Source organism: Micromonospora sp. LZ34, from assembly GCF_052981855.1.
In genome coordinates, this window is the sequence record NZ_JBRIQN010000037.1 from 1 (window position 1) to 20,715 (window position 20,715).

Annotated in this window: 15 protein-coding genes and 1 pseudogene; 7 read left to right on the plus strand and 9 right to left on the minus strand. The window is 70.8% G+C overall.

What is annotated here, in order from left to right:
• Positions 1-5 precede the first annotated feature (5 nt).
• Both ACVCAH_RS28590 and ACVCAH_RS28595 read left to right on the plus strand, forming a co-directional pair.
• Positions 6-71, plus strand: coding sequence for a helix-turn-helix domain-containing protein (locus ACVCAH_RS28590; protein WP_447139377.1), 66 nt, complete (start codon positions 6-8; stop codon positions 69-71).
• Between the two features lie 97 nt (positions 72-168).
• Positions 169-333 carry a hypothetical protein gene (locus ACVCAH_RS28595; protein WP_447139328.1) on the plus strand — a complete coding sequence of 55 codons (165 nt, stop codon included), beginning with the start codon at positions 169-171 and terminating at the stop codon, positions 331-333.
• Between the two features lie 225 nt (positions 334-558).
• Here ACVCAH_RS28595 and ACVCAH_RS28600 read toward each other — a convergent pair whose 3' ends face one another.
• Positions 559-3,258: a replicative DNA helicase gene (locus ACVCAH_RS28600; protein WP_447139329.1), complete on the minus strand. Its 2,700-nt coding sequence runs from the start codon at positions 3,256-3,258 to the stop codon at positions 559-561.
• 380 nt (positions 3,259-3,638) lie between these two features.
• Here ACVCAH_RS28600 and ACVCAH_RS28605 point away from each other — a divergent pair, with 380 nt between their 5' ends.
• Positions 3,639-5,264, plus strand: a complete 1,626-nt coding sequence (locus tag ACVCAH_RS28605; protein ID WP_447139330.1) for a hypothetical protein — start codon at positions 3,639-3,641, stop codon at positions 5,262-5,264.
• Between the two features lie 71 nt (positions 5,265-5,335).
• Here the strand turns inward: ACVCAH_RS28605 and rplI are convergent, their stop codons facing one another.
• The 4 genes from rplI to rpsF all read right to left on the minus strand — a co-directional run bounded on the left by rplI (position 5,336) and on the right by rpsF (position 6,973).
• Entirely contained in the window at positions 5,336-5,782 is a 447-nt protein-coding gene (rplI, locus tag ACVCAH_RS28610; protein WP_447139331.1) for a 50S ribosomal protein L9, read from the minus strand.
• Positions 5,783-5,796: 14 nt separating this feature from the next.
• Complete coding sequence (gene rpsR / locus ACVCAH_RS28615; protein WP_007073789.1) at positions 5,797-6,036, minus strand: 30S ribosomal protein S18; 240 nt, start codon at positions 6,034-6,036, stop codon at positions 5,797-5,799.
• Between the two features lie 41 nt (positions 6,037-6,077).
• A complete protein-coding gene (locus ACVCAH_RS28620) occupies positions 6,078-6,605 on the minus strand; it encodes a single-stranded DNA-binding protein (protein WP_447139332.1) in 528 nt (175 codons plus the stop codon).
• Between the two features lie 77 nt (positions 6,606-6,682).
• Positions 6,683-6,973: a 30S ribosomal protein S6 gene (rpsF, locus tag ACVCAH_RS28625; RefSeq protein ID WP_120683045.1), complete on the minus strand. Its 291-nt coding sequence runs from the start codon at positions 6,971-6,973 to the stop codon at positions 6,683-6,685.
• Positions 6,974-7,606: 633 nt separating this feature from the next.
• Between rpsF and ACVCAH_RS28630 the strand changes: the two genes are divergently transcribed.
• Positions 7,607-8,398 (plus strand): deoxyribonuclease IV, encoded by a 792-nt coding sequence (locus ACVCAH_RS28630; protein ID WP_447139333.1) that lies wholly within the window; start codon positions 7,607-7,609, stop codon positions 8,396-8,398.
• Positions 8,395-10,842, plus strand: a complete 2,448-nt coding sequence (locus ACVCAH_RS28635) for a hypothetical protein (protein WP_447139334.1) — start codon at positions 8,395-8,397, stop codon at positions 10,840-10,842. Before ACVCAH_RS28630 ends, ACVCAH_RS28635 begins: the two co-directional genes overlap by 4 nt.
• 123 nt (positions 10,843-10,965) lie before the next feature.
• Here ACVCAH_RS28635 and ACVCAH_RS28640 read toward each other — a convergent pair whose 3' ends face one another.
• The 4 genes and pseudogenes from ACVCAH_RS28640 to ACVCAH_RS28655 form a co-directional block, all read right to left on the minus strand.
• A complete protein-coding gene (locus ACVCAH_RS28640) occupies positions 10,966-12,468 on the minus strand; it encodes a glycosyltransferase family 87 protein (protein WP_447139335.1) in 1,503 nt (500 codons plus the stop codon).
• Positions 12,469-12,584: 116 nt separating this feature from the next.
• Positions 12,585-15,183: pseudogene (locus tag ACVCAH_RS28645) on the minus strand (transglycosylase domain-containing protein); the annotation flags it as partial.
• A gap of 8 nt (positions 15,184-15,191) precedes the next feature.
• The gene (locus ACVCAH_RS28650) at positions 15,192-18,074 is read right to left on the minus strand and encodes a transglycosylase domain-containing protein (RefSeq protein WP_447139336.1); all 2,883 of its coding nucleotides are present in this window, start codon (positions 18,072-18,074) and stop codon (positions 15,192-15,194) included.
• A 197-nt stretch (positions 18,075-18,271) separates the two neighbouring features.
• Entirely contained in the window at positions 18,272-18,739 is a 468-nt protein-coding gene (locus tag ACVCAH_RS28655; RefSeq protein WP_447139337.1) for a DUF5318 domain-containing protein, read from the minus strand.
• Positions 18,740-18,913: 174 nt separating this feature from the next.
• Between ACVCAH_RS28655 and ACVCAH_RS28660 the strand changes: the two genes are divergently transcribed.
• Both ACVCAH_RS28660 and ACVCAH_RS28665 read left to right on the plus strand, forming a co-directional pair.
• Positions 18,914-19,552 carry a PadR family transcriptional regulator gene (locus ACVCAH_RS28660; protein ID WP_447139338.1) on the plus strand — a complete coding sequence of 213 codons (639 nt, stop codon included), beginning with the start codon at positions 18,914-18,916 and terminating at the stop codon, positions 19,550-19,552.
• Between the two features lie 23 nt (positions 19,553-19,575).
• Positions 19,576-20,655 (plus strand): inositol-3-phosphate synthase, encoded by a 1,080-nt coding sequence (locus tag ACVCAH_RS28665; protein ID WP_447139339.1) that lies wholly within the window; start codon positions 19,576-19,578, stop codon positions 20,653-20,655.
• Positions 20,656-20,715 lie beyond the last annotated feature (60 nt).

Genomic DNA, 20,715 nt, shown 5'->3' on the forward strand with positions numbered 1-20,715 from the left:
GCACCCTGGAAGCCATGTGCCGGGTGCTCGACTGCCAACCCGGCGACCTGCTCGAGTGGGTCGACGAATGAACCACCACGACGACCTGCCCCGCACTGACCATCTCGACCATGTCGACCCGCTCATAGGCACGATCGACGGCGGGTTCGGCCGCCGAAGGGAGATCCCATGAAGTACGTCATCGCCGTCGTCGCCATCCTTGCCGTCGCGCTCGGCGTCGCCGGCGTCGTGTACGGGGAGGCCGACGACTCGCCGGGCCTCCAGCTCATGGGCGTCGCGCTCGTCGTCGGGGCGATCGTGTTCGGCGTGCGGGCTGTCCGACGCAGCAGGTAGCGGTAGCGGCACACCGGGTGCCCCTCGGGGGCCGGCTCGCGGCCGCGAACGCTCAGCCACGCGTCCCGCACGACCACCATTAGGGCCGTGCCTGCCACGCAACCACTGTGCGGGGAGGACTCTCGACGGTTTCACCCTGCGCAAGGTGTGCACCACCTCGCGCAAGGCACCGGCCTGAGCTGCGATGTCGCCGCGCTGCTCAGCGTCGAGCGCGGTGGGAACCCCTCAGACGATTGCCATGTCGACAAACCGGGAGAGGTGCAGCTGCGCCGCGACGGTGACCGTATCCGTCGGCCCGTTCCGGTGTTTCGCGACGATGAAGTCCGCCTCGCCGGCTCGCGGCGACTCCTTGTCGTAGTAGTCGTCCCGGTGCAGCAGGATCACCACGTCAGCATCCTGCTCGATCGAGTTGTGGGTTGCGATGCCGTTCGCGATGAAGTTGTGCGTCCCCATCACGGTCGCGTCGAAGACCTCTCGCTCACCGAGCGACTCGATCGACACGATCTCGTCCCAGAAGATGTCGTTCGTGGCATGCAGGTCAAGGTCGGCGGCATCGAGGACAGATGCGATCTTGGCGAGCCTGGACCGACTAGGTGCGTTCTTCCACAGCGTGCTGCCGCAGAACTGGGTACCGATCGCAGCAGCGAACTCGCGGTGACTCATGCTCTGCTCCGCGAGGATCTGCCGGACTCTGGTCCACACCTCGCGGGGCACCGTATCGACGTTGGTGTTGCTCTCCATCGCCTCCAGCGAAGCGAGCAGGTCGACGCAGTTGCGGGACCTCTCCCCGTGCACACCGACCTCGCGTAGGAAACGCAACTGGTCGTCCCGCCCCGAGATGTCGAGCGTGTACTGCGCCCGGTGACGCGCTACAGGTACAGCCTTCAGGCGTGCGGTGATGCCGTACCTGAGAAGGAGGCGGGAGATGTCCTCGAGCATCCTGCGGCTCGTCGAGGAGAAGTACACCCGCCCACCGCGGCCCGACTTGTTGACGGTCACCGACCCGTCCGTTGCCCACAGGTGCCGCAGAAAGCTGGTTACCTGCACCTTCGGGAGGCTGAAGACCCCCTGCGGAATGAACTTCTCATGCGACCTGAGCCCGAACAGGCCCAAGCCGTCCAACCACTCAGCGATCGGGTTGCGCCGACCACGGGCTAAGCGGTAGGGAGCGGGCAGGCGAAGGGTCGTGACTCTCGCGGCTTCGTAGTCGTCACGCACGGCGGAGACGCCGAAGTGCTTCGCCGCCTCCGAGACCGCGTCAAGGTTCGCCTCGTCCCGGCTGGCGTACCGGATCGGCTGCCGACGTACGAAAGAGCCGTCGCCGAGCAGGTGCGCCAGCAGTACGACCTCCGCCTCCGCCCACGGTCGGACGGCGAGAGGTGGTGGCACGTGCCGCGGCGTGGCGAGCCGAGTCCCGGGCGTCAGTTCGGCGAGCGGCATCCATCCGCCGAAGGTGAGGAACGGGTGATTGGCCGTCGCCTCGATCTGCTTTCCGGACGCCAGCGTCATCCGGAAGACCTCCCTGATGCCGCTGGGGAAGGCATGGGTCATGGTGCGCGGCTTGTATCGAAGTTTCTCGTCGAGCGCCCACACGGGGATGTCCCTCGCCCCGGACGCGAGCAACTCACCGAGGGTGATCTCTGAGTTGTCGTCAGCCCGAATCAGCCGCGTCTCAGCGGTCAGGCATCCCGATTCGCGCAGATCGGACAGCTGGGGGCGCTTGTCGGTGCGCTGTTCCGGGCCACGGTTCAGCTGGCTCACCGCGATGACCGGGCACTCGACCTCCTTGGCCAGCAGCTTCAGGCCACGGGAGAGGTCGGCGACCTCCTGCTGGCGGCTCTCCGTCCGCTTCGGCGAGGTCATCAGCTGGAGGTAGTCGACCACGATCATCTTCAGGTCGTGCCGCTGCTTGAGCCGACGCGCCTTGGCCCGGATCTCCATCAGGTTCATGCTCGGCGTGTCGTCGACGAAGAGCGGCGCCTCGCTGATCTCACCCATGCACCGGGCCAGCTTGGTCCAGTCGTCGTCGGAGAGCTGTCCGCTGCGCAGCACGTGCAACGGCACCCGGGCCTCGGCCGAGAGCAGTCGCATGACGATCTCGACCTTGCTCATTTCCAGGGAGAAGATGGCGGCCGCCTGGTTGGCGCGGATAGCGGCATTTCGGGCAAAGTCCATACTTGCGGTCGATTTGCCCAAGCCAGGCCTTCCGGCCACGATGATGAGTTGCCCCGGGTGCAAGCCGTTGAGCAGCCGGTCCAGGTCGGTGAAGCCGGTCGGCACGCCGGTCATCACCCCGCCCTGGGCGCCCACCGCCTCGATCTCGTCCAGGGTCGGCTGGAGCATGTCGGCCAGAACGGCGAAGTCCTCGCTGACCCGGCGTTCGGTGACGTCGTAGACGGCCTGCTGGGCGAGGTCGACGATGTCGTCGACGTCCCGGCTGCCGCCGTTGGCGGTGCCGTAGCCGAGCTGCACGATCTTGGTGCCGGCCTCGACCAGCCGCCGCAGCACCGCCCGCTCGCTCACGATCCGCGCGTAGTACGCGGCGTTCGCCGCCGTCGGCACGCTGGCGATCAGGGTGTGCAGGTAGGGAGCGCCGCCCACCCGGACCAGGTCGCCCGAGTCGGCCAGCGCCGCCGCCACGGTGATCGAGTCGGCCGGCTCGCCCCGGCCGTAGATCTCCAGGATGGTGTCGAAGATGGTGGCGTGGATCGGCCGGTAGAAGTCGTGGCTCTTGAGGATCTCGACGACGTCGGCGATGGCGTCCTTGGAGAGCAGCATGCCGCCCAGCACGCACTGCTCGGCGGCGACGTCCTGCGGCGGCGTGCGGTCGTACTGCCCGTCGGGCTGCGCCGGGACCGGCGGCGGCCCTCCGGAGCGCGACTCCGACCGCATGTCATCGGTGACCGACACCGGGCCCCCCTCCACTGCGTCGGATCCTCATCCAGCTCTACCGCCGGGGTACGACAATCTCCGACCGGCCGGGTCGATCGGGGGTCATCTGGCGGTCGGTCGGGGGGTAACCATACGGAAGCGGAGGTCAGGCACTCAACCGCGCCGGTGGACGAGCCTCGGGACAACCTGTGGACGCCGGTGGACGAGCATGTGCGCAGCGTGTGCACAGCCTGTGGACAACGGTTGGGGAATTCTCGGCCACACCGCTCTGAACTGCTAAAACGCGATCCCCACCCTGTGGAGGAGAAGTTTTCGGTCGGACCGTGGGGTCGATCGTCCCGTACTATCTCCAGCGAACGGCTACACCTGGACAGCGGATTGCGCTATCGGTTGAGAAGGGTCACGCTCCGGCCGTGAGTTACCGGGACTGGGGACGCGGAGAGGATGGTCCGCGCGAGCGACGGTCTGCCGCCCGCTGGGACGATCCCGCCGATCCGCTCCCGGTGGATCCCTACTCGTCCGCCGCCGAGGGCTACCGGACGCCGAGCCGCCGTCGGGCCATCGAACGCGGTCAGCAGGAGCCGGTCGACACCTACCTGCCGCGCTGGGCGCTGGAGTCCGGCGTGCGCAGCCCCGACGGCGGTGGCCGGCACGCCGCCCCGGACGACGACGACCTCGACCCACCCTCCTCCGGCGGCGGCTGGCGGACGACCGATGCCACCGGCGACTGGCGGGCGACCGCGGACGACTGGCGGGCGGGCGACGCCACCAGCGACTGGCGGTCCACCGGATCCACGGATGACTGGCGGGCGACGGAGAGCACGAGCGGCTGGCGCCGCGTCGCCGAGACCAGCTGGCGCGAGGTGCCGGCGATCGCCGCCGCGCCCGAGTCGGACCACACCCGCGAGTGGACCTTCGACCGCCCGCAGGAGCAGGGCTACGTGGGTAGCCGGCGTGCCGAGGACGAGGCGATCTCCGGCGCCGCGCCGCAGAGCCGTCCCCGCCGCACGCCGTCCCGTCGTCCACAGGTGATCTGGTCCGGCGGTGCGGAGGAGACCGGGGCCGCCGAGCCCGAGGTCGAGCGGCCGACCCGGCGCGGCCGGGGAGCGTCGGCGGAGTCCTGGGCCCGGCCGGCCGTCGACCCGTGGGAGCGGGACGCGGCACCGGACGAGGCGGCGTACCGCCCGGCGGTGGATCCGTGGGACGCCTCGGGGATGCACGCCTGGCAGCCGGCCCCCGGCCCGGACCGTTGGGACCGCACCTCCGGCGGCGGCCGGTGGGACGAGAGCACTGGCCGGTGGGAGGAGCCGGACAGCACCGGCCAGTGGCACCAGCCCGACAGCACCGGCCAGTGGGACCGGTACACCGACGGCGGCTGGGACCGGACGGAGCCACCGCGCTCCGGCGGCGCCGCGGGCGCGTGGTCGTGGCCGGGGCAGGACGGTCCGGAGGAGGCCTTCTGGTCCGGCACCCGGCTCGCCGGCGACGACCCCCGCTGGGTGGATCCGCCGGTGTCGGCGCCGCGCTCACCGGTGGTCGCTTACACCGCGCCGCGCCCGCGCTCCGCGCCGCGCCGGCGCGTCGATCCGGTCGGCACTCCGCCGGGCGGAGCGGCCGTACGGCGGCGGGTCGACCCGGTCGGCGGGGGGACCTGGGCCCGGCGGCTCGAGGACGACCTGCTCGACCCGGATCAGGGCGGATCGCTGCGGTCGCTGCTCTACACCGCGGCCTGCTACCTGCTGCCGGCGGTGATGGTGTTCGTCTGGCTGCTGACCCTCGACGGTCAGGCGCCGGCCGGTTGTGTCACCGACATCAGCGGTGGCGGCTGCGACTCGCCGCGTTCGCGCGCGCTCGGTTCGATGCTGGAGGGCATGCCGCGCTTCGGGCTGGCGTTGGCCAGCAGCCTGGTGGTCGCGCTGCTGCTGCGCCGGGTGGGGACCACCTGGCGGTCGACCACAGTGGCGCTCGCCGCGGCGGTGGTGGGCGGCGGCCTCTCCACGGTGATGATCAGCGCGATAACCGGCCAGCCGATCGGCTGACGTTCCCCCGATGACGAAGCGGGCCCGCACCGGTCGAACCGGTGCGGGCCCTGCTGTGTTGCTGGTGGGTGTCAGCCCTGGACGACGTTGAGGTCGAACTTGGCGGTCACCTCGGGGTGCAGCTTGATCCGCACCGGGTAGGAACCGGTCGACTTGATGTGACCGGGCAGCTCCAGCCGACGCCGGTCGAGGACCGGACCGCCGGCCGCCTTGACGGCGTCGACGATCTCGGCCGGGGTGACCGAGCCGAAGAGGCGGCCACCGTCGCCGGCACGGGCCTTCAGGCTGACCTTGAGGCCCTCGAGCTGGCCCTTGACCTCGTTGGCGTGACCGAGGTCGCGGATCTCCCGGGCGGAACGGGCGCGCCTGATGAGCGTCACCTGCTTCTCCGCACCCTTGGTCCAGGCGATCGCGAAGCCCTGCGGCAGCAGGTAGTTACGGCCGTAGCCGTCCTTGACCTCCACGATGTCGCCCGGGGCACCGAGGCCGGACACCTCCTGAGTAAGGATGATCTTCATGTCGGTGCCTCCTCTCAGCGGGCCGTCGCGGTGTACGGCAGGAGCGCCATCTCACGGGCGTTCTTGACCGCACGGGCGATCTGCCGCTGCTGCTGCGAGGTGACGCCGGTCACCCGCCGAGCGCGGATCTTGCCGCGGTCGGAGATGAACTTGCGCAGCAGCGCGGTGTCCTTGTAATCGATGTAGGTGATCCCGTCCTTGTCGAGCGGGTTCACCTTCTTCTTCGGCTTGCGCAGTGCCGCAGCCTTGGCCATTGCTCTTGCTCCTGGTTTGCGATCGCGGGCGCTCGGCGCCATTAGAACGGGGGCTCCTCGTCGAAGTTTCCGCCGCCCGAACCGGCGCGGGAGGGGGCGGGGGCAGCCGAGGCCCAGGGGTCGTCGAAGTTGCCTCCGCCGCCCTGGCCACCACCGCCACCGAAGCCGCCGCCACCGCCGCCGGAGCGGGACATCTTCTGCACCTTGGCCGTGGCGTAGCGCAGCGACGGGCCGATCTCGTCGACCTCGAGCTCGATGACGGTGCGCTTCTCACCCTCGCGGGTCTCGTAGGACCGCTGACGCAGCCGGCCGGACACGATCACGCGGGCGCCGCGCTGAAGCGACTCCGCGACGTGCTCGGCGGCCTGCCGCCAGACCGTGCACGAGAGGAACAACGGCTCGCCGTCCTTCCACTCACCGGACGCCTTGTCCATGAACCGGGGCGTCGAGGCGACCCGGAACTTGGCGACCGCGGCACCGGAGGGGGTGAACCGCAACTCGGGGTCATCGGTCAGGTTGCCGATGACCGTGATGGTGGTGTCTCCTGCCATGACCATCTCCTCGCGCACTCATCCGTTCTGCCGTACAGGTTCTCAGAACCCTCCGACAGGCCGATGAGGCTGATCCGGGCGTTACCGGGGAATGCTCAGCGCATCTCCGGCCGGATGACCTTGGTGCGCAGCACCGACTCGTTGAGTCGCAGCTGACGGTCCAGCTCGGCCACCGCCGCAGGCGTCGCCTGCAGGTCGATGACGGCGTAGATGCCCTCGGCCTTCTTGTTGATCTCGTACGCGAGGCGCCGGCGGCCCCACACGTCGGTCTTCTCCACCGAGCCACCCGCGGTCCGGATCACGTTCAGGTACGTGTCGAGCGACGGGGCGACGGTGCGCTCCTCGAGGCTGGAGTCGAGGATCACCATGATCTCGTAATGACGCAAGACGTGCTCACCTCCTGTGGGCTAAGCGGCCACGGTCCTTCCGTGGCAGGAGGTCGTGCGTCGTGGCCCGCTCCGAGGTTGGGGGAACCCACCCGGACGCGGACAACCGGACCAGGATACCCGGTCCGGACGATCATGCCCGGGCAGGTCGCGACGGCCGGCCCGGACGCGGTGACGGGGGCCCGCTGCGACATCACTGTCGTGGCGGGCCCCCGTCACCGAGGCCGCGGGGCGTCCCGTCCGCATTCCTTGGGTGGGACCTGGGGAGGAACGACCACACCGATGAGGTTGGACCGGAGACGCCCCGCGGAGCTTTATCGTGTTGTTACCCGACGATACGCCGGAACTCGGTGCTAGTCGGGGTAAATGGCTGAATCTCCGACAATTCTTTTTGAAGGGCTTCGGCGGCGCCGGTGGGGCGGGCCCCCGTCGCGCCGGGCCGCGCGACGGGGGGTGCCCCCGCTCTGGCTACGGCCGAGATGGCGGGCGGTGCGGATGTGCCGCGACCTGCCGGAGAGCCGACCGTCGATCCCACTCGCCTCAACGAGCGCCGACCCGTCCGGTGACGCGGACGGCCCGAATCGACGGCGGGCGTCACCCCGGCTGTCAGGGACGCGACGTAGGCTCCCCTGCATGCGTATCGGAGCCCACGTCGATCCGGCCGACCCGCTGGCGGAGGCGACCGCCCGAGCGGCCGAGGCGGTGCAGTTCTTCCTCGCCGACCCGCAGGGGTGGAAGGCCCCCAAGCCCCGGGAAGACGCGGAACGGCTGCGCGGCGCCGACGTCGACCTCTACGTGCACGCGCCGTACGTCATCAACGTCGCCACCCTGAACAACCGGATCCGGATCCCCAGCCGCAAGCTCCTGCTCGGGCACGCGCAGGCAGCCGCGGCGATCGGTGCGAAGGGGCTCATCGTGCACGGCGGCCACGTCAACGCCGGCGACGACATCGCGGTCGGGTTCGACAACTGGCGCAAGACCTTCGCGTACGCGGCCGAGTCGGGGGGCTTCGGCGTGCCGGTCCTGATCGAGAACACGGCCGGCGGCGACAACGCCTGCGCCCGCCGCCTGGACGCGCTCGCCCGGCTCTGGGACGCCGTCGGCGACTACGGCGTGGGGTTCTGCCTGGACACCTGCCACGCCCACGCCGGCGGCGAGGAGCTGCTCGGGCTGGTCGACCGGGTCAAGGCGATCACCGGCCGGATCGACCTGGTGCACGCCAACAACTCCAAGGGCGCGTTCGGCTCCGGCCAGGACCGGCACGACAATCTCGACGGCGGCACGATCGACCCGGAGCTGGTGGTCGCGGTGATCCGCGCGGCCGGCGCACCGGTGATCGTGGAGACCCCCGGTGGCGTCGCCGGCCAGGCCGCCGACATCGCCTTCCTGCGGGAGCAGCTCGGAACGGAGAGCCCGGCGGCATGACGACGGACCAGTCCGCCGGCGGACGGCAGCCGACCCGCCCGGACGCGACCGACACCGACCGCCCCGCCGGCCCGGCGAAGGACCGGACCGCGCCCACCGGATCCGGCCAGCCCGGACCGGGCGGTGTCGAGCCCGACGGCGGCGCGGACGCGGCGGAGCGGGCCGGGTCGGGCCAGGGCCCTTCCAGCGTCGACCCCGGGAAGGTCGGCCCCGGCCGCGAGCCGAGCGACCGGGCCGGCGGTGCGGCGGCCGGGAATCCGACCGACGGGGACGACGCCCACCGGAAGGCGGCGGGGAAAACCGCGGTCGACGGGGTCGGACCGGACAGCGGCGCCGCCGGCCGGACCACGGACGGCAGCGGCAAGCCCGCCCAGACCACGGACGGCAAGAGCGAGCCCGGCAAGGCCACAGACAGCGAGAGCGAGCCGGGCGAGACCGCGGAGACCAAGAACGAACCCGACAAGGCCACGGACAGCAAGGACGAACCCGGCAAGACCGCGGAGAGCAAGAACGAACCCGGCAAGGCCACGGACGGCAAGAGCGAGCCCGGCAAGACCGCGGAGACCAAGAACGCGCCCGGCAAGACAACGGACGGCAAGGCCGAGCTGGACAAGGCCACGGACCGCAAGGGGGAGGCCGGGAAGGCGGGCGGGGAGAAGGACGCCGAGGCGGACCCCTGGGCCGCCTTCGCACCGGCCCCGGAGCCGGTGCCGACCCGGATCCGGCGGATCGGGCGGGCGATCGGCCGGGGCCTCATCCACGAGTGGACCCTGGCCACCGTCGGGTCACTGGTGCTGGCGGTGCTGCTGACCTGGCCCACCCTGCGCTACCCGCGCCACACGCTGCCTCAGGACTACTGGGATCCGAGCCTGCAGGCCTGGCAGCTGGCGTGGTCGGGGCACATCCTGCTGACCAACCCGGCGCAGCTGTGGCACGCCAACACCTTCTTCCCCGAGTCGTGGAGCTTCGCCTTCTCCGACACCCTGCTCGGCTACGCGCCGGCGGGGATGATCGGCACCGGCCCCGAGGCCGCCGTGCTGCGCTACAACATCATGTTCGTGCTGGCGCACGCGCTCGCCACGCTCGGGGCGTACGCCCTGGCCCGGCAGCTCGGCGCGGGGCGGATCGGCGCGGCGGTGGCCGGGGTGAGCTACACCTACGCGCCGTGGCTGCTGGCCCAGGCCGGCCACCTGCACGTGGTCTCCAACGGCGGCATCCCGCTGGCGCTGGCCATGCTCGCCCGCGGGCACGGATATTCGCTCCGCCACGGCTACCGCCCCGAGCGCCGCCACGACGGCTGGGTCTACACCGGCTGGTTGGTGGCGGCCTGGCAGCTCAGCCTCGGTTTCGGCATCGGGCTGCCGTTCGCGTACTTCCTCGGCGGGGCCGTCCTGGTCGCGGCCGTGACCTGGTTCCTGCGCCGCTGGGTGGTCCGGCCGGTGAAGCGCCCGTTCGGGCGCCGGCTGCTCGTCGCGGACCTGGTCGGCGGGCTGCTATTCGCCGGGGTCGGCCTGCTGATGGCGATCCCCTACTTCAAGGTGGCGCAGCTGCACCCGCAGGCGGAACGCACCATCGGCGACATCGGCATCTTCTCGCCGCCGGCCAGCGGCTTCCTCACCGCGCCCGCCGAGTCCCGGGTCTGGGGCAGCCTGCACGAGGGCGCCCGCGCGACGCTCCCGTGGCACCCGGAGATGACCCTGCTCCCCGGCTACGTGCTCTACGCGCTCGCCATCGGCGGGGTCTTCTTCTCGGTCTGGAAGCTGCGCCACCGGCTGCTGCTGCTCGCCGGGGTGGTGGCGACCATGGTGCTCGCCATGGGCACCCGGTTCTTCGACGGCACCTTCACCTACGTGCCGCTCTTCGAGCACCTGCCCGGCTGGAACGGCCTGCGGACGCCCGGCCGGCTGATGCTGTGGACGACGCTGCTGCTCGGGCTGCTCGCCGCGGGTGCGGTGAGCGCGTTCGCCGCCCGGGTACGCGAGATCTCCGCCGAGCGGATCCCGTCCTGGCCGAGCCCGGGGCTGCGGCTGGCCACCCTGGTGCCGCTGCTGCTGGTGCTCGTCGAAGGGCTGAACACCACCCCGCACCCGGTGGTGCCTCCGCAGCCCGCCGCGATGCGGACGGTGGACGGGCCGCTGCTGGTGCTGCCGAGCAACCAGAGCCTCGACCAGCCGGTGATGCTCTGGTCGACCAGCCGGTTCCAGGACGTGGTCAACGGCGGCAGCGGCTTCACCCCGCGCCAACTCGACGAGGTACGCCGGGTGTCGGCCGCCTTCCCGGACCAGACCAGCGTCGACTACCTGCGCACCCTCGGGGTCCGCAACGTGCTGTTGATGCGCGACCAGGTGGCCGGCACGCCGTGGGAGATGACCATCGACGCGCCGGTGGACGGGCTCGACATCACCCGCGAGGAGATCGGCCAGGTGGTGATCTTCCGTCTCTGAGCCTGCCCTGTTGCGGTGGGGTTGCGGGGAGCCCAACCGGCTCCGGGCGGTCAGGCTTGATCCCTGCGCCGGTCGGGCTCCCCGCAACCCTGAGCAACGCGGGGCCGTGTTGGACTTGCGCGTCTACGGGGTGACCGGCTCGGGCCCGGGTTCGACCGGGCGGTGTCGCCAGTGGGCGAGCCATCCGGCGTCGGGCGCGCCGTCGAGCACCCCGCCGTCCGGGTCGTCCCGGTAGGTGGCGCGGACCGGGTCCAGCTCCGGCCGCATGATCTCCCGGACGATCAGCGCGCAGAGCACCACCACCGTGGTCAGCCGCAGCGTGGCGGCCAGCACGAAGACGCCCTCCGGGAACACCGGCCGGGCGGTGGCGGCGCCGAGCAGTTCGCCGTAGAAGGCCGCGAAGTAGCAGACCTCGGCCACCTGCCAGGCCAGGAAGGCGCCCCACTTCGGGCGGGCCAGCACGGCCAGCGGCAGCAGCCAGAGCACGAACTGCTGCGACCAGACCTTGCTGAAGATCAGGAATGCGGCGACCACCAGGAACGCGAGCTGGGCGAGCCGGGGGCGGCGCGGTGCCGCCAGCGCCAGCGCGGCCACCCCGAGGCAGGCCAGCCCGAAGAGGGCGTACGAGAGCACGTTCAGGGTGGGGACGTTGACGTTGAGCCACTCGAAGGGGCCCAGGTCGGCCGGGTCCGGGCTGCCCACCCTGCCGTCTAGGTAGCGGCCGATGTACCAGAGGGTGCCCCAGTCGATGGGCCGCTCGCTGTTGAGTTCGAAGAACCGGTCCCAGTTCTCCCAATAGGGGACGGCGGCCGGCAGGTTGACCACCACCAGGGCGACCACCGCGGTGCCGATGGCGGTGAGCGCGGCACGCAGCCGTCCGGCGCGCAGGGCGAGCACCAGCACCGGCCCGAGGATGAACAGCGGCCACAACTTGGCCGCCCCGGCCAGGCCGAGCAGGGCGCCGGCCAGGGCGGGCCGGCTCCGGGCCCAGGCGAGCAGCCCGAACGCGGCCAGCCCGACGGCCAGCAGGTCCCAGTTCACCGTGGCGGTGAGCACCAGCGCCGGCGCCAGCGCGAAGAGCGCGGCGTCCCAGGGTCGTCGGCGGCGCAGAGCGAGGATCACCGCGACGGTGGCCACCGCCAGCGCGCCGAGCACCAGCGCGTTCAGGTTGTAGAACCACTGGCCCTGGTTGAGCCCGGGGTCGCCGTCGCCGAGCGCGTGCACCGGCAGGCCCAGCGCGCCCATGAAGTAGCCGGTCAGCACCGGGTACTCGACGGGGTGGTCCCGGTAGGGAACCTTGCCCTCGTTGAGCCCCTCGGCGTAGTAGAGCGCCAGCACGTCGGTGTAGCAGAACCGGGTGTACTGCACGTTGTTCTGCCAGGCGCCGTCCTGGCAGGGCGACTTCTGCACCCAGTGCAGGGCCAGGGCCAGGCAGGTCAGGGCCAGCACGATCCGGGCCGCCGTCCAGAACCGGCGCTCCCGGCCGGCCGGCCGGTCCAGCGCGGCGGCGTGGTCACCCAGCGGGCCGCCGATCAGTCCGGAGACCCCCCGGACGAACCCGTCGGAGCGGGACGGGTGGTCGGGGGCACCGACGTCGTCGATGCCGGGCGTCGACTGCGTGCTCATGAACGAGCATCCTGCCGTACGCGCCGGCCCCGCGTCCCGTCCCGCCCGGGGTTGTCGTACCCGAAACGCCGCCGGCGGCCGGCGCGGTCGGCCGGGCGCCGGCGGCGTTCGTGGGGTCAGTACCGCAGCGTGGTACGCGTTGGGGTGGTGGGCAACAACCCGCCGCCGGTCGTGCCGGCGCCGGCCGGCGGCGGGGTGGCCGGAGTGGTCGGCGTGCCACCGGTGGGGCCACCGCCGGTCTGGCAGAGCGGGTCCAGCGGATTCGGGCAGCCCGGCGGCGGCTGCTGGGTGGGCGGCGGCGCCGGCTCGGTGCCGTTGCCGGCGGTCTCGTCGCCCATGCCGGTGACGCTCGGCAACTCGGACCGCTCCTTGCCCTTCAGCGCGTCGTCCATGTACCGCTTCCACAGCTTGGCCGGGAAGCTGCTGCCGCCGATGTCGTTGCCGTCGTCGTCGACGATCGTCGGCTTCTTCGGGTTGCGGCTGCCGATCCAGACCGCCGTGGCGACGTTCTCGTCGTACCCGACCATCCAGGCGTGGGCGTTGCGGGGGGTGCCGTTGTGCTCCCAGGTGCCGGTCTTGCCGGCCGAGTCCCGCCCGCCGTCCAGGTTGGCGTTGTTCTTCTCGGGGATCTCCTTGAGGACCGCGGTCACCTCGCGGGCGACCTCGGGTCGGATGACCTGCCGGCCCCCGGCCTTGTCCAGCTTCTCCCCGGTGCCGGGAACCTTCACCCACTTGCCGGTGGTCTTGTCCTGCTTCTCCACGGACAGGACGAAGTGCGCCTTGTTGTACTTCCCGTCGTTCGCCATGGTGGCCAGGCCGTTGGCGTGGTCGAGCACCGTGATCGGGTACTGGCCGTAGCCGACCACCCGGTCGAACCTGCTCGGGGCGAGTTCCTCCGCCTCCGACTGGGTGAGGTCGTACGGCTTGGGCGGGTCGACGGTCCACATGGTGCTGACGCCGGCACGCTTGGCCATGTCGACCACCTTGTCCGGGCCGATCTTCTCCGTGACGTGGAAGAAGGGCACGTTGTACGACCGGATCGTCGACTCCTCCAGGGTGCACCACTTGCCGCACACGCCCGCGCCCCGACCGGCGTTCTGCACCTTGTCCTTGAAGCCCTCGGGGGTGAAGGGCGTGGCGTCCCAGTGCGACTTGACCGAGATGTCGGCGTCGATGGCGGCGGCCAGGGTGTAGACCTTGAACGACGAGCCCGGTGGATGACCGCCGACGATGTCGCCGTTGGCGTTGGTGTTCTTGCCCGCGTAGTCGAAGTCGGCCCCGCTGTCGCCGCCGTAGTAGGCGAGGACCCGGCCGGTGCCCGGGTGGATGGAGACCGTCGCCGCCATGAGGTTCTTCGGCTGCCCGTGGAGCACCGAGCCCTTCCGGTCCGGCTGGGCGGCCTTCTCCAGCGCCATCTGCATGTCCCAGTCGATGGTGGTCTTCACCTTGTAGCCGCCGTCGCGCAGCTCGTCGACGCAGGTCGGCTTTCCCGGGGCGCCGGAGTCGGAGCAGATCCCCCACTGCTCCAGCTCCTGCCGGACGTAGTTGATGACGTTGCCGCGGGGGGTCTGCACGCCGAACCCGTTGCCGTCCTTCTTCGGCGGCAGGACCTTCGGGTAGGCGGTGGGCCGTTCGGGACGGCCGGGAGCGCCCAGCCAGCCCTCGGCGACCATGCCGTCGATGACGTACTGCCAGCGGGCCTGCGCGTCGGTCGGGTTCACCGCCGGGTCGTAGCCCTTGTGGGTCTCGCTGGGCACCGGCTGCTTGATGACGGCGGCGAGCACGGCGCCCTGGGCCGGCGTCAACTTCTGGGCCGGGACGTTGAAGTACGTCTGCGCCGCGGCCTCGATGCCGTAGGCGCCCCGGCCGAAGTAGATCACGTTCAGGTAGTGCTGCATGATCTGGTCTTTGCTGTACTTCTCGTTCAGCTTGGAGGCCAGGATCGCCTCCTTGACCTTCCGGGCGTACGTGTCGTCCTGGAGGTTGTCGAACGCGTTGCGGGCGTACTGCTGGGTGATCGTCGAGGCACCCTGCTTGTCGCCGCCGGTGACGTTGTTCCACGCCGCCCGGGCGATGCCCTTGTAGTCGACACCCGAGTGCTTGTAGAAGTTCCGGTCCTCGGCCGCCGCCACCGCGTCCCGCACGTGCTGCGGGATCTGGTCGATGGTGACGAAGGTGCGGTTCTGGCTGCCGAGCTTCGCCACGACGTTCCTGCCGTCCTTGGCGTACACGGTGGTGGAGAGCGGCAGCGGGACCTCGGCGGGCAGCACCACCTTCGTCGAGTAGTAGGTGAAACCGACGACGCCGAGGCCGGCGAGCATGATGAGGACCGCGAAACCGGCGATCAGCGTGTTCAGCCGCCGGCGCTTGCGAACCCGACCCGGCCCGGACGGCCTACCCGGCCCGGCCGGCCCGCCCGGCCCGCCGGCCCGCGGCACCGCCGCCCGGCCACCCGCCGCCGCCGGACCGACCCGGGCCCGCCCGGCCGGCCCGCCCGGTGCGGGCTGAACCGGGACCGACGCCCGGCCGGCGCCACCGACCGGGGCGCGTCCGCCGACCGAGGCCCGGCCCACCGGTCCGCCCGCCTCCCGTCCACTGGTGCTCATGAAGCTGCATCCTGCCGTACGAGCGGGGCTCGCGGGTCCCCTCTCACGACTGACCGGTACGGGAAACGCCGCCGGCGGCCGGACCTGTCGTCCGGCCGCCGGGCGGCGTTCGTGGGCTCAGTACAGCTCTGTGGTGCGGGGTGGGGTGCTGGGCAACAGACCGCCTCCGTTCCCGCCGTTGCCACCTCCCCGCGGGTCGAACGGGTTGGTCGGGGTGCCGTCGTCGTCGCCACCGCCGTCGTTGCCGCCGCCGTTGTTGCCGTCGCGCGGGCAGAACGGGTTCAGCGGGTTGGGGCAGCCCGGCGGGTTCTCCGGCGTGGTCGGCGGCGGGGCCTCGCCGTTGCCGGACTCCGGGTCACCGACGTTGGCCGCCGGCGGGAAGTCGAGCTTCTCCCAGTCCTTGACCTTGTGCGCCTCGTCCATGAACCGTTCCCAGATGGTGCCCGGCAGGTTGCCGCCGCTGATCCGGGTGCCGTCCTTCATCTTGAGCGGCTTGCGGTCCTTGACGTTGCCCACCCAGACCGCGGTGGCGATCTGCGGCGTGTAACCGATCATCCAGGCGTCGCCGTTCTCGGGGCTGTCCGGCTTCTGCTCCCAGGTGCCGGTCTTGGAGGCCGCCTTGCGGTTGTCGTCGAGCCGGTGGTTGACCTGGGCCGGGTACTGCTCCAGCACAGAGGTCACGTCGGCCACGACGTCCTTGGGGACCCGCTGCTCGCCCTTCAGCTTCTCTCCGCCGCCGGGGACCTTGACCCACTTGCCGGTGTTCTTGTCCAGCTTCTCGACGCTGTAGAGGAAGTGGGCCTTGTGGTAGACGCCCTGGTTGGCGAAGGTGGCGACGCCGTTGGCGTGGTCCAGCACCGTGATCGGGTACTGGCCGTAGCCGATGACGTGGAAGAACGGGCTCGGCGCGAGCTTCTTCGGGTCGGTGTTGGTGAGGTCGTACGCCTTCGAATTCTTGGTGTCCCACATCATGGTGACACCGGCGTCCTTGGCCATCTGGAGGACCTTGTCCGGCCCGATGTCCTCCGTCACGTGGTAGAACGGCACGTTCAGCGACTTGAGGGTGGAGACCTTCAGCGTGCAGGAGTTGCCGCAGGAGGGGTTGTCGACGCCGGCGTTGCTGACCTTGAACTTGGTATCTTTCGGGGTGAAGGCGCGGCCCTTCCAGCGCGACTCGAGCGCCTTGCCCTCCTTGAGCGCCGCCGCCAGCGTGTAGATCTTGAAGCTCGAGCCCGGGGAGTGGCCGCCGGTGACGTTGCCGTTGGAGTCGGTGTTCTTGCCGGCGTAGTCGGTGCCGGTGCCGTTGTCGCCGCCGTAGTAGGCGAGCACCCGCCCGGTCTTCGGGTCGATCGCCACCACCGCGGCCATCAGGTTCGCCGGCTGCCCGTTGAGCGCCGATTCCTTGGCCTTGCGCTGGGCCGTCTCGATCGCCGCCTGCTGGATCTTCATGTCGATGGTGGTGCGGATCCGGTAGCCGCCGGCCATCAGCGCCTGCGAGCAGAGCGGCTTGGCGTCGGTGACGTCGGCCTCGTTCTCGACACAGAGGCCCTTCGCCCGCATCTCCTCCCGGACATAGTTGATCACGTTGCCCTGCGGCGTGTTGACGCCGAAGTCGACCCCGACACCGCCCTTGTTGGGCTTCCTGATGTTCTTCGGGTACTCGGCCGGCCGCTGCGGCCGCCCGGGGGCGTTCAGCCAGCCCTCGGCGACCATGCCGTCGATGACGTACTGCCAGCGGGCCTGCGCGTCGGTGAGGTTCACCGCCGGGTCGTAGCCCTTGTGGGTCTCGGTGGCCTGCGGTTGCTTGATCAGCGCGGCCAGCACCGCGCCCTCGGCGACGTTCAGGCTCTTGGCGGGCTTGCCGAAGTAGGTCTGCGCCGCCGCCTCGATACCGTACGCGCCCCGGCCGAAGTAGATCACGTTCAGGTAGTGCTGCATGATCTGCGGCTTGGTGTACTTGTCGTTCAGCTTGGAGGCGAGGATCGCCTCCTTGACCTTCCGGGCGTACGTGTCGTCGTTCAGGTTGTCGTAGGCGTTGCGGGCGTACTGCTGGGTGATCGTCGAGGCACCCTGCTTGTCGCCGCCGGTGAAGTTGTTCCACGCCGCCCGGGCGATGCCCTTGTAGTCGACACCCGAGTGCTTGTAGAAGTTCCGGTCCTCGGCCGCCGCCACCGCGTCCTGCACGTGCTGCGGAATCTGGTCGATGGTGACCAGGGTGCGGTTCTCCTCGCCCAACTTCGCGATGATCGTCTTGTTGTCGTAGGCGTAGATGGTGGTCGCCTGCGGCGGGTCGGTGTCCTCGGGCAGCACCACGTTGGTGGAGTAGTAGGTGAAGCCGACGACGCCGAGGCCGGCCAGCATGATGAAGACCGCGAAACCGGCGATCAGCATGTTCATCCGCTTGCGCTTGCGCGCCCGGGCCGCCGCGGCCGGGTCACCCGCGCCCCGCGCACCCCGACCGGGACCGCCCGGCCCACCGGGACCGCCCGGCCCGCCGGAGACCGGCGACACGCTGGCCCGCGCCACCGACGCCCGCCCGCCGACCGGGGCCGCGCCCACCGAGGCCCGTCCGGCCGAAGCGGCGCCCACCGCGGCGGCGCCGACCGTGGCTCGGCCGGCGGGACCGCCCGGCGCCGGGGAGACCGGGACCGACGCGCGACCCGCGCCCGCCCGGCCCACGCCGGGGGCCGGGGAGACCGGGACCGAGGCCCGGCCGGCGCGCCCGGCGGACGCCGAGCCGGCCGAGGCCGAACCGGACGTCGAGCCGCCGCGCTGAGGCACCGCCGCCGAACCGCCGACCGAGGCCCGGCCACCGACCGCGCCCCGCGGCCCCACCGAGGCCCGGCCCGCCGGGGCCGCACCCTCCGCAGCTGACCAACCGTTCCCGCGCGGCTCACCACCGGAGCGGCCGTACGCGTCGTCCGCCCGTCCCGGGTCGCCGTTCTGGCCCGGGATCTGGGCCCGCCCACGCGAAGAACTGGGATCGCCGTACGAGTTCATTCCTCACACCCTGCCGGTCGCGGTGGAGCGCGGCTGCGCCGCCACCGGGTTGCCGTGAGTTGAGACACCCGCCACGGCGGCACGCCAGTGCCGGCCGGCCGGTGTCACTTCCGTATCAATCGGGCCAATCAGACCAACGAGCCGTCGGTCTCCCCGTCTCTCCTCCACGATGCCGGGGTCAACCGAACGAGCTGGGATCACCGTTGCGCCTCTCGCCTCCGCCGATTGGCCGGAGCGGCGCCGGCGGCGTGCCCGCCGCCCACCGCGTCCTGTTCCGGCCCGCCCTCGCCACCGCCGGTCAGCCCGTCCCGCCCGAGCAGGAACTGCTCGACGAGATGGTTCCAGTCACAGCCGAGGCACACCTCCACCACGAAGACCTGGAACTCACGCAGCGTCATCGCCAGTACGGGCAACTCCGCCAGCGTCCGGGCCTGGCCGGCGGACTGCTTGAGTTCGTCCCCGTAAATGTAGTGGACGTGGATCAGGTTCTCGCTCCGGCAGATCGGGCACCGCTCGTCGGTCGGCTCGCCGTGGAAGCGAGCGGCGTTCTTCAGGTACGGCGAGGCGTCGCAGACGTCGTAGGTGCCGACCCGCCCGGCGAGGAGCTCACGCAGCACCGCTCGCTTCTGGAGCGAGTAGTCGACGACCTGGCGCTGCGTACGCATGCGGAAGAGGGTACGCGGTCTCGTCGAACGAGGCGACCGTGGTGACGATGCGTGACGGTGGGAACGCGGATTCGGGGTTTGCCCTGATCACCGTGAACCGCTAACGTGCGATGTATCGGTCCGATACATCGCGGCGGTTAGCACTCCCCGCACAGGGTAAGGGAAGGGTGGCCCGTGCTCGAGCTCGCCATCCTCGGCCTGCTGCAGGAGTCTCCGATGCACGGCTACGAGCTGCGCAAGGAGTTGACCGCGAAGCTCGGTGCGATCCGGGCGGCGATCAGCTACGGCTCGCTCTACCCGACCCTGCGCCGGTTGCAGGCGGCGGGTTGGATCACCGAGGCCGCCGAGACACCCGCCACCGCCGAGGAGGTTCCCGCGCTGACCAGCCGACGAGGTCGGGTGGTCTACAAGATCACTGCGGAGGGCAAGGAACGCTTCGCCCAACTCATCGCGCAGGCCGGGCCCGAGACGTACGACGACACGGGCTTCGGCGTGCACTTCGCGTTCTTCGCCCGGACCGATCAGGCGACCCGACTGCGCATTCTGGAGGGTCGCCGCCGCAAGATCGAGGAACGTCGCGAAGGGCTTCGTGACGTGCTCGGCCGGGCGGCCGAGCGCCTCGACGCGTACACCCTGGAACTGCAGCGCCACGGGCTGGAGGCCTGTGAGCGCGAGGTTCGCTGGCTGGAGGAGCTCATCGCCAACGAGCGCTCCGGCCGTGCCCCGACGGTCCCGCAGCCCGGGACGGCCGGCGGCCGACGAGAAGACACCAGCCCGCCTCCGCCTGGAGAGTCCAGGAAAGAGCGGCCGTGATGAAGAAGAAGGAGGCAGACGCTATGGGCTCCGTCCGCGTCGCCATCGTCGGTGTGGGGAACTGCGCCTCGTCCCTCGTACAGGGCGTGGAGTACTACCGGAACGCCGACCCGAACGACCGCGTCCCGGGTCTCATGCACGTCACCTTCGGCGACTACCACGTCTCGGACGTGGAGTTCGTCGCGGCGTTCGACGTGGACGCCAAGAAGGTGGGCATGGACCTCGCGGAGGCGATCGTCGCCAGCGAGAACAACACCATCAAGCTCTGCGACGTGCCGCCGACCGGCGTCAGCGTGCAGCGTGGTCCGACCTTCGACGGGCTGGGCCAGTACTACCGCGAGATCATCGAGGAGTCCGACGCCGAGCCGGTCGACGTGGCCAAGGCGCTGCGCGACGCGCAGGTCGACGTCGTCGTCTCCTATCTGCCGGTCGGCTCCGAGCAGGCCGACAAGTTCTACGCCCAGGCCGCGATCGACGCCGGCTGCGCGTTCGTGAACGCCCTGCCGGTCTTCATCGCCTCCGACCCCGAGTGGGCCAAGAAGTTCGAGGACGCGGGGCTGCCGATCGTCGGCGACGACATCAAGAGCCAGGTCGGCGCCACCATCGTGCACCGGGCGCTGGCGAAGCTCTTCGAGGACCGCGGGGTCGAGCTGCTGCGCACGTACCAGCTCAACTTCGGCGGCAACATGGACTTCATGAACATGCTGGAGCGCAACCGCCTGGTCTCCAAGAAGATCTCGAAGACCCAGTCGGTCACCTCCCAGATCCCCCACGAGATGAGCAAGAGCGACGTACACATCGGCCCGTCCGACCACGTGCCGTGGCTCGACGACCGCAAGTGGGCCTACATCCGGCTGGAGGGCCGCTCGTTCGGTGACACCCCGCTGAACGCCGAGCTCAAGCTCGAGGTGTGGGACTCGCCGAACTCGGCCGGCGTCATCATCGACGCGGTCCGGGCCGCGAAGATCGCGCTGGACCGCAAGATCGGCGGCCCGATCCTGTCCGCCTCGTCGTACTTCATGAAGTCCCCACCGGTGCAGTACGCCGACCACGACGCGCACGCCGCCGTCGAGGCGTTCATCGCCGGTGAGGTCGAGCGCTGACGCGCTGACCAGCAGCACCGCCGGGGGCCGGGTCCGTACGGACCCGGCCCCCGTCGCGTA